Source organism: Rhodococcus sp. 15-649-2-2 (assembly GCF_002258645.1).
Classification (GTDB): Bacteria; Actinomycetota; Actinomycetes; order Mycobacteriales; family Mycobacteriaceae; genus Rhodococcoides.
Genome location: NZ_NPFM01000009.1, coordinates 22,251 through 39,955, shown reverse-complemented (window position 1 = coordinate 39,955; position 17,705 = coordinate 22,251). Strand labels below are relative to the sequence as shown.

General features: G+C 63.3%; 15 protein-coding genes. 10 read left to right on the top strand and 5 right to left on the bottom strand.

What is annotated here, in order from left to right; translation table 11 throughout:
- Positions 1 to 215: 215 nt before the first annotated feature.
- A complete protein-coding gene (locus CH305_RS04165) occupies positions 216 to 1,133 on the top strand; it encodes an oxygenase MpaB family protein (RefSeq protein ID WP_179278178.1) in 918 nt (305 codons plus the stop codon).
- A gap of 117 nt (positions 1,134 to 1,250) precedes the next feature.
- Here the strand turns inward: CH305_RS04165 and CH305_RS28700 are convergent, their stop codons facing one another.
- Complete coding sequence (locus tag CH305_RS28700; protein ID WP_141215791.1) at positions 1,251 to 1,397, bottom strand: thioesterase family protein; 147 nt, start codon at positions 1,395 to 1,397, stop codon at positions 1,251 to 1,253.
- A gap of 230 nt (positions 1,398 to 1,627) precedes the next feature.
- Here CH305_RS28700 and CH305_RS04160 point away from each other — a divergent pair, with 230 nt between their 5' ends.
- Positions 1,628 to 2,806 (top strand): acyl-CoA dehydrogenase family protein, encoded by a 1,179-nt coding sequence (locus tag CH305_RS04160; RefSeq protein WP_094702833.1) that lies wholly within the window; start codon positions 1,628 to 1,630, stop codon positions 2,804 to 2,806.
- Positions 2,807 to 2,884: 78 nt separating this feature from the next.
- Complete coding sequence (locus CH305_RS04155; protein WP_094702831.1) at positions 2,885 to 3,343, top strand: VOC family protein; 459 nt, start codon at positions 2,885 to 2,887, stop codon at positions 3,341 to 3,343.
- A 24-nt stretch (positions 3,344 to 3,367) separates the two neighbouring features.
- Here the strand turns inward: CH305_RS04155 and CH305_RS04150 are convergent, their stop codons facing one another.
- Positions 3,368 to 4,876, bottom strand: a complete 1,509-nt coding sequence (locus CH305_RS04150; RefSeq protein ID WP_094702829.1) for a YdiU family protein — start codon at positions 4,874 to 4,876, stop codon at positions 3,368 to 3,370.
- A gap of 107 nt (positions 4,877 to 4,983) precedes the next feature.
- Here CH305_RS04150 and CH305_RS04145 point away from each other — a divergent pair, with 107 nt between their 5' ends.
- The gene (locus CH305_RS04145) at positions 4,984 to 5,403 is read left to right on the top strand and encodes a nitroreductase/quinone reductase family protein (protein WP_094702827.1); all 420 of its coding nucleotides are present in this window, start codon (positions 4,984 to 4,986) and stop codon (positions 5,401 to 5,403) included.
- Positions 5,404 to 5,416: 13 nt separating this feature from the next.
- On the opposite strand, the gene CH305_RS04140 is transcribed toward CH305_RS04145, so the two are convergent.
- From CH305_RS04140 to CH305_RS04130, 3 genes are read right to left on the bottom strand one after another with little or no spacing between them, the layout of a single operon-like run.
- A complete protein-coding gene (locus CH305_RS04140) occupies positions 5,417 to 6,631 on the bottom strand; it encodes an acetyl-CoA C-acetyltransferase (protein ID WP_094702875.1) in 1,215 nt (404 codons plus the stop codon).
- A gap of 26 nt (positions 6,632 to 6,657) precedes the next feature.
- Positions 6,658 to 7,830, bottom strand: a complete 1,173-nt coding sequence (locus CH305_RS04135; protein WP_094702873.1) for an MFS transporter — start codon at positions 7,828 to 7,830, stop codon at positions 6,658 to 6,660.
- A 49-nt stretch (positions 7,831 to 7,879) separates the two neighbouring features.
- Positions 7,880 to 8,581, bottom strand: a complete 702-nt coding sequence (locus tag CH305_RS04130) for a GntR family transcriptional regulator (RefSeq protein WP_094702825.1) — start codon at positions 8,579 to 8,581, stop codon at positions 7,880 to 7,882.
- Between the two features lie 236 nt (positions 8,582 to 8,817).
- Here CH305_RS04130 and CH305_RS04125 point away from each other — a divergent pair, with 236 nt between their 5' ends.
- The 6 genes from CH305_RS04125 to CH305_RS04100 all read left to right on the top strand — a co-directional run bounded on the left by CH305_RS04125 (position 8,818) and on the right by CH305_RS04100 (position 17,615).
- Complete coding sequence (locus tag CH305_RS04125; RefSeq protein WP_037154156.1) at positions 8,818 to 10,209, top strand: MmgE/PrpD family protein; 1,392 nt, start codon at positions 8,818 to 8,820, stop codon at positions 10,207 to 10,209.
- Between the two features lie 47 nt (positions 10,210 to 10,256).
- Entirely contained in the window at positions 10,257 to 11,393 is a 1,137-nt protein-coding gene (locus CH305_RS04120) for an ABC transporter ATP-binding protein (RefSeq protein WP_037154151.1), read from the top strand.
- On the top strand, positions 11,390 to 13,159 hold the full coding sequence (locus CH305_RS04115) for an iron ABC transporter permease (RefSeq protein WP_094702823.1): 1,770 nt from the start codon (positions 11,390 to 11,392) through the stop codon (positions 13,157 to 13,159). Before CH305_RS04120 ends, CH305_RS04115 begins: the two co-directional genes overlap by 4 nt.
- A gap of 25 nt (positions 13,160 to 13,184) precedes the next feature.
- Positions 13,185 to 14,327 (top strand): ABC transporter substrate-binding protein, encoded by a 1,143-nt coding sequence (locus CH305_RS04110; protein ID WP_094702871.1) that lies wholly within the window; start codon positions 13,185 to 13,187, stop codon positions 14,325 to 14,327.
- 67 nt (positions 14,328 to 14,394) lie between these two features.
- Positions 14,395 to 15,558 carry an acyl-CoA dehydrogenase family protein gene (locus tag CH305_RS04105; protein ID WP_094702821.1) on the top strand — a complete coding sequence of 388 codons (1,164 nt, stop codon included), beginning with the start codon at positions 14,395 to 14,397 and terminating at the stop codon, positions 15,556 to 15,558.
- Positions 15,555 to 17,615 (top strand): 3-hydroxyacyl-CoA dehydrogenase NAD-binding domain-containing protein, encoded by a 2,061-nt coding sequence (locus tag CH305_RS04100; protein WP_094702819.1) that lies wholly within the window; start codon positions 15,555 to 15,557, stop codon positions 17,613 to 17,615. Before CH305_RS04105 ends, CH305_RS04100 begins: the two co-directional genes overlap by 4 nt.
- The last annotated feature ends 90 nt before the right edge of the window (positions 17,616 to 17,705 follow it).

Genomic DNA, 17,705 nt, shown 5'->3' with positions numbered 1-17,705 from the left:
GGTCATTCGCCGACGCGCCGCCGTACGGCTCCCATGCCGCGGCGAATGTCAGTAGTGGGTCCACTGAGTCGAGAGTGGTCATCGTTCGCTCGTCCTTCGTTCGTTGTCATCCGATCTTCGGTTACATATTGACACGAAGGCGTTCCTAGTTGATGGTGAAATGAGAACGGTGCCGTTCCTATTTGGTGCCGATGACGGAATGTGGAGGAAAAGTCATGGCGTCGAGCGCACTGATGTCTCGGAAGTGGGTGACGGGCCGGGCGGTCGGCCGCCGGATCGAGGAACTCGACCCGGTTGTCGGAAACGAGGAAGCCACCCACCTGAGCCTCGAAGTCCGTTACGGGGATGCCATTTTCGCTCATGCCGCATACACCGTGGCCTTCGCCCGACAGGTGGCGATTCCGTCGATCGCGCGAATTCTGTACCGAACCGGTACCGGCGACATGATGCACGACGTGCGCAGACGCAACGACGACACGCTGCTCTTCTTCGGAGAGATGCTCCATCACGGCCACTCGAGCGAGTACGGCCGATCGTTCATCGACCGGATGGAGCAGATCCACTCACGATTCGGCATCACCGACGACGACAAGCTGTACACGCTGGGATCGCTGGCTTTCGAGCCGGATCGTATCGTCGAACACCTCGGGTCGAACGTCTTCACCGACAACGAGCGCGAGGCGCGTTTTCACTTCTGGCGCCAGGTCGGCGAATACATGGGACTCGACGTTCCGCAGACGCGGAAAGGGTTCTTGCGCTGGACCTTCGACTACGAGGCCCGCTACGAGCACACCGACGGGGCCCGCAAGATCGTCGATCAACTGTTCCTCGATTGGCGGGAGCGGTGGTTCCCCGGTCACACGAAGCGCTTCGCGGACGGCATTCTGCTGTCGGTGTTCAGCGAAGACCTGCGTGCACTCCATCGGCTGCCCGACCCATCGGCCGGCTACCGGCGGGTGGTGCCGCCGGCAATCGGTGCCTACCTGGCATTTCAGGGCGTTCGCCCGCATCGGCCCCACCGATCCTGGTCCGATCACTTCGGAACGCGTCATCCCAAACCGCTGGACATACCGACGCTCGGCCACCGCAAGGCCGTCACACGCAGCATCCGTCCGACAGGAGAAAACCGTTGAGCAGCAATGGTATCGGCTTGCCGCTGACGGTGTGTGAGGCGTTTCAGCGGACAAGGAAGATCGACCCGATGCTGTGGCGTTCCGTACTCCGGGCGACGCTGTTGCGGTGACGTGGGCTCAGTACGACTCGCGGGTACGCGCTGTGGCCTCGGGGCCGTGGGATCGCACGAGGGTCTTACCGTCCGCGGTGCGCAGCTCCGAATCGAGAAGGCAGAATCGGCGCCCCCGTCGCACCAGGGTGGTCTCGATGATCAACTCGCCCATGGACAGCGCGGGGGAGCGGATGAGATCGACATCGATGTCGGCGAGATAGCAGTCCTGAACTGCTTCGGTTCAACGGTCCACCGGCCAGCGCTCATGCCAGGAGACCGTGCCGCGAAGGACCTACTCGGTGACGGAGCCGACTCCGCCGGCGTGGGGAAATACGCCCCGTCGAGCAGAGATACGTTTCTCTCAGTGGACGGAGGAGCTCGCCCTCCTCGATAGTGGGTCCTATGGACACGCTGAACCCCGATATACCGGATGACGTCTTCGCGGACGTGTTGAAGCAGATCTCGCAGTTCGTTCGGTCACGTGTCGTGCCGCGTGAACTCGAGATCATGAACACCGATTCGATTCCGGAGGATCTGCGTAAGCAGGCTGCGGAGATGGGATTGTTCGGGTACGCGCTTCCGCAGGAGTGGGGCGGGCTCGGTCTCAATCTGATTCAGGATGTCGAGTTCGCGATGGAGCTCGGTTACACCTCGTTGTCGTTGCGATCGATGTTCGGTACCAACAACGGGATCGCCGGGCAGGTGCTCGTGGGCTTCGGTACCGAGGAGCAGAAGGCGAAATGGTTGCCGGGCATGGCAACCGGCGACATCGTCGCCTCCTTCGCTCTCACCGAGGACGGGGCCGGATCCAATCCGGCGGGACTACGGACCACCGCGAAAGTCGACGGCACCGGGTGGGTCATCAACGGCAGCAAGCGCTACATCACCAATGCACCGATCGCGAACATGTTCGTCGTCTTCGCCAAGCTGGATCCGAAACCGGAGCGCGGCAACGGTATCGCGGTATTTCTGGTTCCTGCCGACACGGCTGGGATCGAGGTGGGCGTCAAGGACGCGAAGATGGGGCAACAGGGCTCCGGCACCGCCGATGTGAACTTCACCGACGTACGCGTCGAGGCCGACGCATTGGTCGGCGGGAACGGCGACATCGGGTACAAGGCGGCGATGACGTCTCTGGCGCGGGGGCGAGTGCATATTGCTGCGCTGGCCGTCGGTCAGGCGCAGCGGGCATTGGACGAATCGGTGTCGTATGCCGCGGCGTCCACGCAGGGCGGTGAGCCGATCGGTAACTTCCAGTTGGTGCAGGCGATGATCGCCGATCAGCAGGTCGGTGTCATGGCGGGCCGGGCGATGGTGCGTGAGGCTGCGCGGGCGTGGGTGCAGGAGACCGATCGGCGTATCGCTCCCTCTGCGGTGAAGCTGTTCTGTACCGAGATGGTCGGCAAGGTCGCCGATCTGGCCGTCCAGATCCACGGCGGTGCAGGATACATGCGTGAGGTTCCGGTCGAACGCATCTACCGTGACGTGCGATTGCTCCGGTTGTACGAGGGCACCAGCGAGATTCAGCGGTTGATCGTCGGTGGCGGCCTGATTCGAGCCGAACAGAAGCGCAACTCGTGAGCGCACCACGCGAAGGCTTCACCGTGGTCTAGGGACCCGGTGCTATCGGCACAACCGCTCAGGGCGACAATCGGTTCTATGGCTGATACGACGTCGTTTCGACTACACCGCTCCGACCATGTCGGATTCTCCGTCGGTTCCCTCGATGACGCCCTTCGGTTCTGGATCGACGGTCTCGGAGCGACCCTCGAACGCACCGGTGAGATGGGCGGAGAGTTTCTCGGAGAGGTCACCGGGGCGCACGGCGCGACGGTCCGGATGGCGGTGGTCTCCGTTGCGGGTCAGACGATCGAGCTGTTGGAATATCGCAACGTGGAGGGGGAGCCGGGGTCGTCGCGACCCTACGATCCGGGTTTCGCGCATCTTGCTTTCGAGGTCGACAACATCGATCCGGCCCAGACTCGCATCGCGGACTTCGGATGGACGGCGCAGGGAACTCCCCAACCCATTGCCGGCGGTGCCAAGGTGGGCACCCGCGTCATGTACGCAGTGGGCCCGGACGGCGAGACCATCGAATTCATGGAGCCGCCGCAGTGACGACCAGGCCGGGCTGCAAAGAAGTCATGTACCGCAGAAAGTCCGAAAACCGGCACTGAACTTCTCGGGCGCAGGCAGGGCGTAGTCCGACCGGTCGTCGCGTCGATCGAACGGTGACGTGACGACGTCGAGCATGCGCTCGAAAGGTTCGAGATCGCCCTCGGTCGCGGAATTCAGGGCAGCGTCGACCAGATGGTTGCGGGGAATGTATGCCGGGTTGACGCGATCCATGCCGTCGGCGACAGATGAAAGGTCCTGTCTGCGTGCCGAAACCGCATTGCGCCAACGCTCGAGCCAATTTCCGGACGCATCGGGTGGAACGAGCGCCTCGAACGGAGCCGTGTTCCCGCGCAGATTCTCGGCGAGGGCGCGGAAAGTCAGGGTCCAGTCGGCACGATGATCGGTCAGCAACCGGTGCAGGTCGTCCACGAGTGCCGCGTCCACGCCGTCGTCTGCCAGGCCGAGCTTGAGGGCCATCGCGGTCGAGTAGTGGTGTCGGTAGCGGTCCCCGTACGTGTCGAGGACCGCGGTGAGGGCTGTGATGGCGGTGTCCGGCGTCGAATTCACCAGTGGCAAAAGCGTTTCACCGAATCGGGCCAGATTCCATCCGAGAACCGCAGGCTGATTTCCGTAGGCATAGCGTCCGCTGTGGTCGATGGAGCTGAACACGGTCGCCGGATCGTAGGCGTCCAGAAAGGCGCACGGCCCGTAGTCGATCGTCTCGCCGGAGATGGTCGTGTTGTCGGTGTTCATGACACCGTGCACGAATCCGACCGACATCCACTGGGCTACGAGGGACGCCTGAGCATCCACGACGGCCTCGAAGAAGGCGAGGTAGCGATCCTCAGGTGCACCCTCGACGATTTCAGGGTAGTGGCGGGCGATCGCGTAGTCCGCGAGGGTTTGCGCGAGTCCTTCCCGCCGGACGGCGAACTCGAAGGTGCCCACCCGCAGATGGCTCGACGCAACCCTGGCGAGCACCGCGCCGGGTTGCGGCCCTCCTTCTCGCAGTACCTGCTCACCGGTCGTGACGACGGCGAGTGAACGCGTGGTGGGAATGTTCAGTGCGTGCATGGCCTCGCTGATCAGGTATTCGCGCAGCATCGCTCCCAGTACCGCGCGCCCGTCACCGCCACGCGAGAATGGTGTAGCGCCGGACCCTTTGAGATGCAGATCGACTCGATGGCCCCGATCGTCGCGAAGCTCACCGAGTAGCAGCGCTCGACCGTCGCCCAGGAGGGGCTGGAAGTTGCCGAACTGGTGACCCGCGTAGGCCATCGCCACGGTTGCAACCTCGGCCGGAGGAATCGACCCGGACAGCACGCCCGCCCCTTCCGGAGTCCGCAGCGCCGCCGGGTCGAGCGCGAGTGACCGGGCCAGGCCGTCGTTGAGGACCAGCACCCGAGGGCCCGGTGCGTGAGTGCCCTGCCACGGCACCGTGACGCCGGGAACCTCGTCGGCCAAGGTGGTCTCGAACCCGAATGCAGGAAGATTCGTGGTCGCGACTGCGGGGTCGTTCGAGGTTCCACTCATGATTCAAGGGTAGCCACGAATCGCTGCATCCCGTCCAGCGCCAGGTGACCGATGCCTTTCGGGGTTGATCAGGTCCGAAACGACGGGATGCGCGTCATACTCGTCGTATGGCCGACTTCAACCAGATGATCATCGACGAGTTCCGCAGCAACGGCGGACATGTGTCCACGGCGGGCTTCGGCGATGCGCTCGTCGTTCTGCACTCCATAGGTGCCAAGAGCGGCGAGGTTCGGTTGAACCCCTTGATGGCGATCCCGGAGGACGGAAGCTGGCTGATCGTCGGATCGGCCGCCGGCTCACCCAAACACCCTGCCTGGGTGCACAACCTGCGTGCACACCCCGCCATCGACGTCGAGATTCCCGGAGACGGTGCGGTCCGGACCATCGCAGTGACGGTGTCGGAAATCCCCGACGACCAGTGGGACGAGAACTGGCAGAAATTCTTGGACGCGTCCGAGGGCTTCGCGAAATACGTCGAGACAGCCGAGGGACGACGGTTTCCGATCTTTCGGCTGACTCCCGCCTGACCCACGACTCCGGTCAGAGCGCTGTGCGCTCGAACACCGCCGCCAGTCCTTGTCCTCCACCGATGCACATGGTTTCGAGCCCGTAGCGGACCTCGCGCCGATCCATTTCCCGAAGCAGTGTCGCCAGAATTCTGGCCCCGGTTGCGCCTACGGGATGGCCGAGCGAAATGCCCGAACCGTTGGGGTTGAGTCGCGAATCGGTGGGCTCGATCTCCCAGGTCCGAAGGACCGATAGTGCCTGAGCCGCAAAAGCTTCGTTCAGTTCGATGACATCCATGTCGTCGAGTCCCAGATCCAGTCGGCCGAGCGCGGCTCGGCTCGCGGGCACCGGTCCGATGCCCATCGTGCGGGGCGGCACGCCTGACACCGCCCACGACGCGAGTCGGGCAAGCGGTCGAAGGCCCAGCTCGGACGCGACCTCGGGGGTCGTGACGATGCACAGCGCCGCGCCGTCGTTCTGGCCGCTGGCGTTTCCCGCAGTAACAGTCGAATCGGGGTCGACCCGGTGGCGTATCGGACGCAGTGACGCCAAGCTCTCCATGGTGGTGTCGGCGCGCGGGTGTTCGTCGATGGCAACGACTGTGGGCTCCCCTTTCCGATTGGGAACCGACACGGGGACGATTTCCTCTTCGAAGACGCCGTTCGCTTGCGCTGCGACTGCTCGACGATGCGAAAGAACTGCCAGCGAGTCCTGGTCTGCGCGGGAGATCGAGAATTCTGAGCGTAAATTCTCCGCGGTTTCGATCATTCCGCCGGGAACCGGGAAGTTCGCTCCTCCTGCGGTGACGCGCGCGCGGGCCAATCGGTCGGCCAACTGGACCGATTCTGCCTTGACGCCCCATCGCATGCCGGTCGCGTAAAACTCGGCGCTGCTCATCGACTCTGCCCCGCCGGCCAGAACGAGAGTGCTGGCTCCGGTTTGAACCTGCATGCACGCGTTGATGATTGCTTGCAAGCCGGATCCGCATCGGCGATCGATCTGTTGCCCGGGGACCTCGATGCCCAGTCCGGCCTGCAATGCTGCCACTCGGCCGAGTGCGGGTGCTTCTCCGTTGGGTGACGCTTGGCCGAGGATCACGTCATCCACGCGGCCGGCCGCAATGCCGGTGCGATGCATTATTTCTCGGATGACAGTGGCCGCGAGTTCCTCGGGGGCTATGTCTCGGAAAACGCCTCCGAACCGTCCGACGGGTGTTCGAAGCGGTTCGCAGATGACGGCGTCTGGCATGTGCATTCCTAACTGGAGGTCAGTGTTCATGGAGATCGAGTTCGAAACAGAGCCCGCCACGTCGATGCTGCGGCCCCGGCCAACAGCCCGCCCGTGAGGTAGAAGACCGCACCCGCCCCGGCCGAACCGGCGAAGGTGCCTGCGACGAGGGGGATGACTACTTGACCGAGGCGATTACCCGTCAGACGAAGCGAGAGAGCAGACGCACGGTTACGTGGGTTCACCAGTCCGGCAACCCAAGTCATGGTCAGGGGTTGCACAAGCCCCCAGAAGAATCCGGCGATCGCGATCAGTACACCCACTACCCATTGGTTCGGCAGGATCGGGACCAGAACCATGGGAAGAGCAGAGCAGAGGCTCCCGGACATCAGAAGCCACTGTCTGGGAGCCACTTTCAACAGCTGAGTGAGCAGCGTACGGGAGATGATGGCGGCGACGGAGCGAGCTGTCAAGATGACTGTCACGACTACGACGCTGTACCCGTACTGCTCGCCGAAGACCGGTAGGTACGCGGTCATCAGGTCCATCGACGTCAGAATGATCAAACTCGAAAATACTGCTGGACGCATGCCCTTTGTTGTCAACATCGTTCGTGTGGACTGTTTTTCGTGCTGCTTGCGCGCGCTGACCGAGGCCCCGCTGATACTCAGTGAGGGTGCCAACGTGAGGATCGACGCCACGACCGCGACGCCGAACATGGCGATCAAGGCTCCTTGCGTATCCACGTGGCCGACGTCGCTGCGTGAGGCGATGAAGCCGACGATCGGTATTCCGATCGACTGGCCCACCGATATCCAGACCGTCAATCCCCCGAAGCGCCGGTCGTAGTCGTCCGGCTTCGACCGGACGGGAATGTAGCCCTGGCTGGACACCATGGTCAGGATGTGGCTGAAGCCGAGCAAGATACAGCCGGCAGCCAGTACCACGATCCCCGAGCTCACGATGACGACTGCGACGGCGATGAGTGAGATCGCGGTGCCCAGGCGCAGCATGGTCGCCGCCCGGCGCCCGTCGACCGCCCGTCCGATCTGCATTGCCGCGACCAGTGGAAGCAGCGAATACAGGGCCGTGAGGACTCCGACCGTCAGGGCATCACCGCCGAGTTCCAAGGCTTTGTAGGTGATCATCACACGTACTGCTGCGTATACCGCTTGGATGAGTGCCGTTGTGGCACAGAGCATCACAAACCAAGACTTGATCATCTTCGCTCAGTGTCCCTTGCCGGCTTCGACGCGACCGACAGGGAGGTCACTCATTCGAGAAGTTCTCGATTTCGTCGGCTCCTGCCGCCCGAAGGTCGGGCTCCCGTTCGCGAATGCGGCTGGCGCGGGCCACGTGTTCGGCGGTCAGTCGCCCGGCTTCCCCTGCATCTCCTCGTTCGATCGCGGCGAGAATGCCGTCGTGATCGTGCTGAAGCTCGGCCGCATCTGCGGGCCGACGCCACACGGTGGTGCCGGGGGTGAAACGGGCCCACAGAAGTTCGAGGTGCTGAACGATCAGTGGGGACGTCTGGCCGTAGATGGCGAAGTGGAAGGCTCGATTGAGAACCGAGAGTTCGGCCGGAGTGCTGGTGCCCGCTTCCTGGGCGGCGGACAGCTCTGCATGTGCTGCCCGGATCGCGTCGAGTCCACGCGGCGTCATTCTCTCCACGGCCATCTCGGCGGCCGTGCGCTCGGCCGCGGCACGGAGGCGATAGAGGTCGCGGGCGGTGTCCGGCGTCATTTCGCGCACCGACGCACCCTTGTGCGCGTCGTAGGAGACGACCCCGTCGGCCTCGAGCATCCGCAGTGCTTCGCGAACCGGCGTGGCGCTGACTCCGTATCGCTTGGCGAGAACGGTCTGCTTGATCAGCTCGCCGGGCTTGATCGCACCGCTGGCAACGTCTTCCTTGAGGCGATCGACTACGTATTTCGTCCGGCTCACTGGCGGGGCGGAACTGGAGACGCTCATGCCGGGGACCTCTCTTCGTGCGAAGTGCGCTCTATTTTGTCTACACCATCGTGTGTTGACCTTACGCCTAAACAGTCGGTTTCACATGGACTATGGACAGTAGACAACACTCTATAGAGTGTGTAACGTGCATCACCAGCGCAGGGGAGTGTGACCGGCAACTCGCTGTTCGATAACGATGCAGGCCCATCCCACCGGCGAGACAATCACTGACTAGACCGATTACGGAGATGCGAATGAGCTCCCAGGACAATCTGACACTGGATATCGCCGACTGGATCGTGAGGCAGAGCAATGCCCCACTCCCGGCGAACATGGATCATCATGTTCGGCGCATGCTCCTCGATCACTTGGCCGGCGTAGCCGCAAGCGCGGTAGGAGATGTGTCGCGCGCCGTCGGGGTGCACGTCTCGCGGTCATACACAGGCTCCACGTCCACTGCGATCGGTCACGGTCGTACGTCTGCCCTGGGTGCAGCACTGCTCAACGGAACCAACGGCCACGGAATCGAGTCGGACGAGGGGTACACACCGGGTTCGATGCACCCGACCTCGGTGGTCTTTCCGGCCGTGTTCGCAGTCGCTCAAGAGCGTGGGATCAGCGGTGAGCGCGTCCTGATCGCCTCCGCCATCGGAATGGAGCTGGCCTGCAGAATTGCCGACGCAGGCCACCCCGCAACGCGTAACCGCCATTTCCACAACACCCCGATCGCCGGAGTCTTCGGGGCTGCTGCCGCCGTCGCGGTTCTGCTCGAGCTCGACGCGAACGGCGTTGCCAACGCGCTCGGCCTCGCCGGCTCGCACGCCAGCGGCGTCTTCGAGTTCCTGGGCGGTTCGGCCGAGGTCAAGCGCTTCCATCCAGGCAAAGCTGCCCGTGACGGCATCGCCAGTGCCGACTTGGCCGAAGCCGGCCTCACCGGGCCCACCACCATCTTCGAGGGTCGCGACGGTTACTTCGCCGCCTATGCGGGGGACGAAGGCACGGACTGGTTCGCCGACACCCTCACCCGAGGACTCGGTGAGGACTGGGTTCTACTGCGCACCTACGTGAAGCCGTATCCGTGCTGCCGACACCTGCACGGTGCGATCGACGCAGTCCTGGCGATTCGGAACGAACACGCCCTCGATGCAGCCGACATCAGCTCGATCGACGTCGGTACGTTCGCCATCGCCACCCGGCACGCCGGCCGGGTTCTCGACACCATCCTGCAGGCGCAGCTGAGTCTTCCGTTCACCGTCGCCGTCGCTGCCGTCCGCGGAGCCGTCACCATGACGGACTTCGCCGAGACCACCCGGCAGGACGCGGAGATCGTCGCGCTCATGGACGCAGTGACTGTTCGCCTGGACGAGGCCGCCGAGGCGTCGTACCCCAAGACCGGCCGCCCGGCCGAGGTTGCGATCACCACCAAGGACGGACGTCGTCTGGTGCACCGCGTCGAGCAGCCGTACGGGGAGCCGACCAACCCCATGTCCGACGCCGATCTCGAGCTCAAGGCTCGCGGACTCGTCGAGCCGCTCATCGGTTCGGACGGGGCCAAACAGCTGATCGAATCCTGCTGGAATTTCGACACTCTCGAATTCTTCGACGATCTCGACGCCGCAGTGCGCGCGTACTCCACCACCACCTAAGACATCCACTTCCGCCGGTCATCCGTCGGATACAGAAAGGACCTCTCATGGAGGTTGCAGTTCACGACCTCGAACTCGCTTACGGCGATTTCGTAGCCATCAAGAGTCTCGACCTGATCATCCCGGACGGTGAATCGGTGGTCCTGCTCGGCCAGTCGGGTTGCGGAAAGACCAGCACGATGCGCTGCATCGCCGGTCTCGAAATGCCCACCGGTGGAACCATTTCGATCGGTGACAAGACGGTGTTCGACGGCAACTCCGGACGCGTCGTACCGGTGTACAAGCGCAACGTGGGCATGGTCTTCCAGTCCTATGCGGTGTGGCCGCACAAGACCGTCCTCGAGAACGTGGCCTTTCCGCTGAAGATGAAGGGCGTGGCGAAGTCCAAGCGTCGGGCAGAGGCGCTGGCCGTACTAGAACTCGTCGGACTCGCGCACCTGGCCGACCGCGGAGCGAGCATGCTCTCCGGTGGACAGATGCAGCGCGTCGCACTCGCACGTTCCATGGCGATGGCCCCGAGCGTGCTTCTGCTCGACGAGCCACTGTCCAACCTCGACGCCAGGCTGCGCGACGACCTCCGTGTCGAGCTCCGCAGGATCCAGACCGAACGTGGTCTGACGAGCCTCTACGTCACCCACGATCAGCAAGAAGCGCTCGCTCTGGCCGATCGCATCGCGATCATGCAGGAGGGCCGCATCAGTCAGCTCGGCACTCCCGAGCAGATCTACGGGTCGCCGGTGAGCGCCTCGATCGCCAGCTTCCTCGGCGTGACCAATGTCTTCTCGGTCGCGGCCGACTCGACGTCTCGATCGCTTCACCTCACCGGGTCCGAGGTTGTGCTTCGGTCCAGCTCCGACGTGCCCACGGCGGCATCGAGTGCCTGCATTCGACCCGAAGACATTCTCGTCACCCTCGATCAGCCGCGTGACGTTGCCTCGGCCGCAGGCCATTCCGACACCAATCTCCTCGACGGTGTTGTCGAGATCGCCGTCTTCCAGGGCGCAACGATTCGATGCAAGGTCAAGCTCGACGGCGGAGTTCAGCTCGACGCAGTGTGCGCACCACCTGCCGACGGTGTGCTGGCGCCGGGCGCGCGTGTCAAGGTCACCATCGCGGCAGACGCGGTCAAGGTTCTGCCCGACGAAGCACCGGTCGTGGATTCCCGAGTGGCGGTAGCGGCATGAGTGCGTCCCTTCTCGAGAAAGCGGCACCGGAGGCACCGCTTCCACTCGTACCGCGTAAGCGCAACAAGAAGATCGGCCGTCGCGGCAAGTTCGGAAGCCTCCCCCTACTGCTCGTCGTCGCATTCCTCGTGCTCGTACCTGCAGGCTTCGTCCTGCTTGCTGCGTTCAGCGAAACGGTTCCGCGCCCCGGAAGCATCTCGTTCGATCTCACGCTGAAGAACGTCGACGTTCTCCTCGAGGCCGGCGTCCTCGGAGCGACTGCGAACTCGCTGTTGATTGCGGTGTCCGCGACAGCGATTGCCCTTTGCATCGGCGGTTTCCTGGCATTCATCACCGCCAGAACGAACGTCCGCGGAAAGTCCTTCGTCTTTCTCATCGGCCTGATGCCGATGTTCCTGCCGTCGTACGTGGGTGCATTGGCGTGGTCGATTCTCGGAAGTCCGGGAGCGGGTCTGCTCAATGTCGGAGCCCGCGATCTGGGGATGGGCAGCCCGGTGAACATGTACTCCACCGGTGGTGTCGTCATGGTGTTCGCCATGTATTACGCGCCCTACGCCTTTCTCCTCATTCATGCCTCGATGTCGCTGATGAACCCCGACCTCGAAGATGCATCCAGCGTGCACGGAGCGTCCACCTGGCGCACGATTCGGTCGGTCACCACCCCGCTGGCCCTGCCGGCGATCATGGGTTCGGGGTTGTTGATGTTCATCTTGATCCTCGAAAACTTCCCTGTTGCACAGGTATTGGCCACCCCCGGGCAGATCGACACTCTGCCCACCTTCATCTACAGGTTGATGAACACCTCGCCGTCCCGCGGTAACGAGGCATCGGTCATCGCGATCGTTCTGGTTGCCGCCGTCATTGCCATCACGATCGTGCAGCGCAAGGTGTTGGCGAAGCGCTCGTACACCACGGTTTCGGGCAAGGGAGTCAAGGCTCGCACCCTCGACCTCGGCAAGCTGCGCACACCGGCACTGCTGCTGGCGTTGCTGTATTTCGTTCTGGCGATCGTGCTTCCGCTGCTCGCCCTGTTCCTGTCGGCCATCCGCAGCTCTCCGTACATGCAGTCGTTCGGTTCCTTGACCGAGCCGGGCGCACTGGATATCACCTCGTTCACGGACGTGTTCTCCTCGGAGACCTTCCACACCGCAGCGACCAACAGTGTCCTGGTGTCGGTCATGGCGGCAGCAGGCGGAACGGTGCTGGCCTTCCTTGTGGGATACACCGTCTACCGCACCAGCTCGTATGCACGCGGTCTGCTCGAAGCGCTGTCGATGGTGCCGCTGGCCATCCCGGCAATCGTTCTCGGTATCGGATTGCTCTGGACGTGGTTGGTCATGCCGGTCCCGGTGTACGGCACGCTCTGGGTTCTGATCATCGGCTTCGTCGCGGTGCAGATGCCACAGGGCTTCCGCGGTATCGCTGCTGCCATCCAGTCGACGGATCGCGATCTGGAAGACAGTGCAGTCCTGTTGGGCGCACGCCGCTTTCGGGCCATCAGCTTCGTCACGATTCCGCTGCTCCGCGTCGCGGTGTCCTCGACGTTCCTGATGCTGCTGATGCTCAGCATGCGAGAGCTCACCGTGCCTCTGTTCCTGTACACCACCGACACCCGCATTCTCTCGATCGCCATCTACGACCAGTTCGAGAACGGTGGAGCGCTCCGCGAGGCTTCCGCGCTGGCACTGATCTACTGCGCGATCATGTTCATCCTCAGTTACCTGCCGCGCCGGATCGGTGCCAAGAGTGGGTCCGGTCATGCGTAACGCAACCGGCTCGAAAGGAATCGAAATGTCTACTCGAAAGGGACGTCTCCCGCGGGTGGCCGGAGCCCTCGTGGCAGCGACCGCACTCGTCGTGACGCTGACAGCGTGCGGCCAGGAAGGCGGCGGCAAAGACGAGCAAGCGCGCGAGCTGTATCGGGCCTCGGAGGTCGACACCAGCAACGGTCTCGTGATCGACGGGGAACTCGTTGCGGACAAGGCACTCTGGGATGCGGCGCAGGGGGGAGTGGTCAAGCTCTACTCCGGTACCGGAAAAGAAGCCGAGGACCTCACTGCGGCGCGATTCAAGCAGGAGACGGGCCTCGATATCGAGCTGACGCGTTTGCCGACGAACAAGCTCGCCGAACGTGTTCTGTCCGAGCAGGGCGCAGGCAAACTCGGTGCCGACATCGCGCGAGTGACCGATCCGCGAGTGGCGAAACAATTCTCCGAACAGGGTGTATTCGTACCGTATGCAACACCTTTCGACGATCTGCTCCGTCAGCAGAACACCGGTTTACGCGACACCTATCTCAACTGCTACTACTTCGTGAACGCAATGGGATACAACGACGCGATCATCGAAGAGGATCAGCCCACCCAGTGGGAGGACCTGACCGACCCGAAGTACAAGGGAAAGCTCGGTGTCGTCGCGGTGACCACCGGCGGAACGCTGAATGCGCTGGCCAACTTCCAGATCTCCACACTCGGCGAGGACTTCTTGAAGAAGCAGGGAGAGCAGAATCCACGCATCTTCGATTCGACGTCCACCGAGGTCGATGCGCTTGCTCGCGGTGAAATCTCCATCGCATCGCTGAGCTTCAACAACGCGTTCGCGGCCGAACTCGCAGGAGCACCTCTCGAACTGGTGATTCCCGACAAGGGTGTGTCGGCGTCGGAAAACTTGATGGGCATGACCGCGAACGGTCTCGCCAATCCCGCTGCTCAGGTGTTCATGAATTGGACGATGTCCAAGTCCGGACAAGGATTCGCAGCGGCACAGGGGTTCGTCCCGGCGCGTACCGACATGGACCCGATCAAAGCGGGCGACAAGTACCAGCTGCCGCAGGCGAATTCGCCGCAGTTCCATCTCTTCACCGAAGAGGAATACGACGAGTTCGCAGCGCGAGACGAAGAGATCTGGAAGCAGGCGTTCGGTTACATGGGCTGATCCGGCCCGAATCGAGAGCGATCTCGCAGACTTCATGAATCTATAGAATATCGAGAGAAGGACAATCATGACCGCAGTGATGACCGACCGTGATGCACTGGTGGATTCGGTTCGCGCCTTCGCGAAACGGCACCTCGCCGACGGAGCCCTCGAACGGGCCCATGACCCCGCGTACTCGTGGGACATCGCTCGCCTGCTGGGCGCGCAAGATCTTCTGGGCCTGACCATCGCCGAGAAGGACGGGGGCCAGGGAGCATCGTTGGCCGACGCGGTGGCCGTCATCCAGGAAGTTGCTCGCTCGTGCCCCAAGAGCGCAGACATCCTGCAGGCCGGTAACTTCGGCGCGATCCGTACCTTCGCCGAGTTCGGTACCGAGGAGCAGAAGCACAAGTACCTGCCGGACCTGTTGTCGGGCAACGCCCTGATCAGCCTCGGCATGAGCGAGCCCGGGGCAGGTTCGGCCGCGACCGAGCTGGAGACCTCGGTGACCGAGGACGGTGACGGGTATCGGCTCAACGGCACCAAGATCTGGGGCACGCACAGCGTCGACGCGACACTGTTTCTGATCTACGTCCGCTTCGGCCCCGGCACCCGCAACATCGGCTCCGTTCTCGTCGAGCGCGGTGCCGAAGGACTCTCGTTCGGGAAGCCGTCGAACTACATGAGCGGCGAGCAGTGGTGCCAACTCTACTTCGACAACGTGTGGGTCCCGCGCGAGAACATCCTGCTCGGACCGGGTGGGTTCAAGAAGCAGATGAGCGGGTTCAACGTCGAGCGCATCGGAAACGCCTCGCGCGCATTGGCTCTGGGGCGACTGGCCTTCGACACCGCGCGTGCACACGTGAGTGAGCGGACCCAGTTCGGCCGCACTCTCAACGAATTTCAGGGCCTGCAGTGGAAGTTCGCCGAGGTGGCGGTTGCTCTCGACGGTGCCGAACTGCTGCTCGAGCGTGCCGTCCGTAACGCCGCGGCCGGCCTGCCGTCCGCGTACGAGACCTCGGTCGCCAAGCTCGCCGCCAACGAGGCAGGTTTCCTCGCCGCCAACGAAGCGATGCAGGCCATGGGTGCCCTGGGCTACAGCTCCGAATCCCTCGTCGAGTACTGCATGCGTCGTACCCGCGGCTGGATGATCGCGGGTGGATCCATCGAGATGTTGAAGAACCGCATTGCCGAGGAAGTGTTCGACCGGAAGTTCAGTCAGCGTGTACCGAGGCAGGAAGACACCCGATGACCTCGACGCCGGTGGCGGTGCGAAGCATCGTTTCCTACGAGGTCGAGGATAGGGTTGCGGTTCTGACGATCGACAATCCTCCGGTCAATGCGAGTAGCGCAGCGGTTCGGCGAGGTCTGTTGGACGGGCTCGGTGCCGCGAATGCAGACAGTGCGATCGATGCGATCGTTCTCCTCGGAGCGGGCAAACATTTCGTGTCCGGTTCGGATCTGCGAGAGTTCGACGGACCCGTCCCCGAGCCGACACTGCCTACCGTCATCGCGGCAATCGAGGCCTCTGCCAAGCCCGTCGTCGCGGCTATCTCCGGCTCGACGCTGGGCGGTGGCTTCGAGCTGGCGCTCGGATGTGACTACCGAATCGCTGCACCTGGGACCGTCGTGGGATTGCCGGAAATCGGCCTCGGAATGATCCCGGGTGCCGGCGGCACGCAGCGACCGTTGCGCATCATCGGACCCTCACGAACGCTGGATCTGATCACCTCCGGCAAGTCCATGCCGGTGCGATGGGCAGCCGACAACGGTCTCGTCGACAGCCTGACCGACGATGATCTGCGCTCTGCTGCAGTCTCTTTCGCTCGGAATTGCTCGGGCAAGCGTGTTCTGATGGACCTTCCGGTCGTATCGGTCGATGAGCCGGGTGAGTTCGAGCAGACGGCACACGCAGTGCTGACGCGGGGACGCGGACGACCGCAGTACGCGGCGGCGGTGACAGCGATTCTGAACGGCGTGGCGCTGTCTGCGCCGTCCGCGATCGCCTTCGAGCGAGCCGAATTCACCAGACTGCGCAACGGTCCTGAAGCGGCGGCTTTGCGTCACCTGTTCTTCGCTCGACGTGAAACGACGAAGGCGAACAAGCCGACGTCGCCGAGGGAAGTCGACTCGGTGGGTGTCGTCGGCGCGGGAACGATGGGAGCCGGCATCGCCCGCGCCTTCGTCGAGGCGGGGAAGTCCGTGGTCCTCGTGGACAGGGATCCCGACATGGCGGTGCGGGCAATCGAGAAGTTGCGTTCGACGTACGAGCGGTCGGTCGCACAGGGGCGGCTGAGCACGCACGATGTCGACGAGCGCATGATGCTCCTGAGCCCCGGTCGTTCGGTCGAGTCCTTGGACGAATGCGACCTTGTCATCGAGGCTGTCTTCGAGGACATGGCGGTCAAGAAGGAACTGCTGCAACGGCTTCAGCATGTGGTTCGTCCGCACGTCACTCTGGCGACAAACACCTCGTATCTGGATGTCGACGAGCTTGCGACGGCGGTCGATCGTCCCGGTCGGGTAGTGGGTATGCACTTCTTCAGCCCTGCGCATCGCGCGGCGGTCCTCGAAGTGGTGCGAGGGCGCGAGACGTCACGTGAGGCATTGGACCGAGCGTTGACAGCGGCGAACGTGTTGAAGAAGCTGCCGATCGTTGCCGGCGTGTGCGACGGGTTCATCGGGAACCGGATCTACAACGCCTATCGTCGCCAATGCGAGCTGATGCTCGAAGAGGGTGCCTACCCGGAGCAGGTCGACCGAGCGTTGGTCCAGTTCGGTTTCGCGATGGGGCCGTTCGCTGTCTCGGACATGTCGGGGCTCGATATCGCCTGGCGGATGCGGCAGGCGAAGAGTGCCGATCGCAATCCCGCCGAACGGTATCCGGACGTCGCGGACACTCTGTGCGAGCAGGGCCGATTCGGCCAGAAGACCGGCGCGGGTTGGTATCGGTACGTAGACGGTTCTCGAACCCCGATCTCCGACCCGGCCGTCCACGAGCTGATCGACCGATCCTCGGCGAGCAAGGGCATCGAACGCAGTTCGTTCACCGACGACGCCATCGTCGACCGTGTTCTGTTGTCCATGGCGAACGAGGCATCGTTGTTGTTGGCCGAAGGCATTGCCGACCGTCCCGGCGATATCGACCTGATGCTGACACTTGCCTACGGATTTCCCTCGCATGTCGGCGGCCTCGGGCCGTGGGTATCGAACCAGGATCCTGCCGAGCTCTCGCAACGGCTCGAACGTCTGGCCTCGGTGGTCGGATCAGGATTCACCGTCGGTGACCCGGCGGTTCTGCGTACGTAGCCAAGCCACGCACGATGACAGCCACCTCGATCTCCGTCGAGGTGGCTGTCGGCGCATGAACGAGATTTCGAACCATCCGTGTCGTACGAA

What these genes read in the sequence shown, in the direction of transcription:
- CH305_RS04130 (WP_094702825.1), bottom strand. Translation starts at nt 8,581, where the DNA reads ATGAGCGTCTCCAGTTCCGCCCCGCCAGTGAGCCGGACGAAATACGTA.
- CH305_RS28700 (WP_141215791.1), bottom strand. Translation starts at nt 1,397, where the DNA reads ATGGGCGAGTTGATCATCGAGACCACCCTGGTGCGACGGGGGCGCCGA.
- CH305_RS04120 (WP_037154151.1), top strand. Translation starts at nt 10,257, where the DNA reads ATGGAGGTTGCAGTTCACGACCTCGAACTCGCTTACGGCGATTTCGTA.
- CH305_RS04110 (WP_094702871.1), top strand. Translation starts at nt 13,185, where the DNA reads ATGTCTACTCGAAAGGGACGTCTCCCGCGGGTGGCCGGAGCCCTCGTG.
- CH305_RS04145 (WP_094702827.1), top strand. Translation starts at nt 4,984, where the DNA reads ATGGCCGACTTCAACCAGATGATCATCGACGAGTTCCGCAGCAACGGC.
- CH305_RS04155 (WP_094702831.1), top strand. Translation starts at nt 2,885, where the DNA reads ATGGCTGATACGACGTCGTTTCGACTACACCGCTCCGACCATGTCGGA.
- CH305_RS04150 (WP_094702829.1), bottom strand. Translation starts at nt 4,876, where the DNA reads ATGAGTGGAACCTCGAACGACCCCGCAGTCGCGACCACGAATCTTCCT.
- CH305_RS04140 (WP_094702875.1), bottom strand. Translation starts at nt 6,631, where the DNA reads ATGCCAGACGCCGTCATCTGCGAACCGCTTCGAACACCCGTCGGACGG.
- CH305_RS04165 (WP_179278178.1), top strand. Translation starts at nt 216, where the DNA reads ATGGCGTCGAGCGCACTGATGTCTCGGAAGTGGGTGACGGGCCGGGCG.
- CH305_RS04100 (WP_094702819.1), top strand. Translation starts at nt 15,555, where the DNA reads ATGACCTCGACGCCGGTGGCGGTGCGAAGCATCGTTTCCTACGAGGTC.
- CH305_RS04160 (WP_094702833.1), top strand. Translation starts at nt 1,628, where the DNA reads ATGGACACGCTGAACCCCGATATACCGGATGACGTCTTCGCGGACGTG.
- CH305_RS04125 (WP_037154156.1), top strand. Translation starts at nt 8,818, where the DNA reads ATGAGCTCCCAGGACAATCTGACACTGGATATCGCCGACTGGATCGTG.
- CH305_RS04105 (WP_094702821.1), top strand. Translation starts at nt 14,395, where the DNA reads ATGACCGCAGTGATGACCGACCGTGATGCACTGGTGGATTCGGTTCGC.
- CH305_RS04115 (WP_094702823.1), top strand. Translation starts at nt 11,390, where the DNA reads ATGAGTGCGTCCCTTCTCGAGAAAGCGGCACCGGAGGCACCGCTTCCA.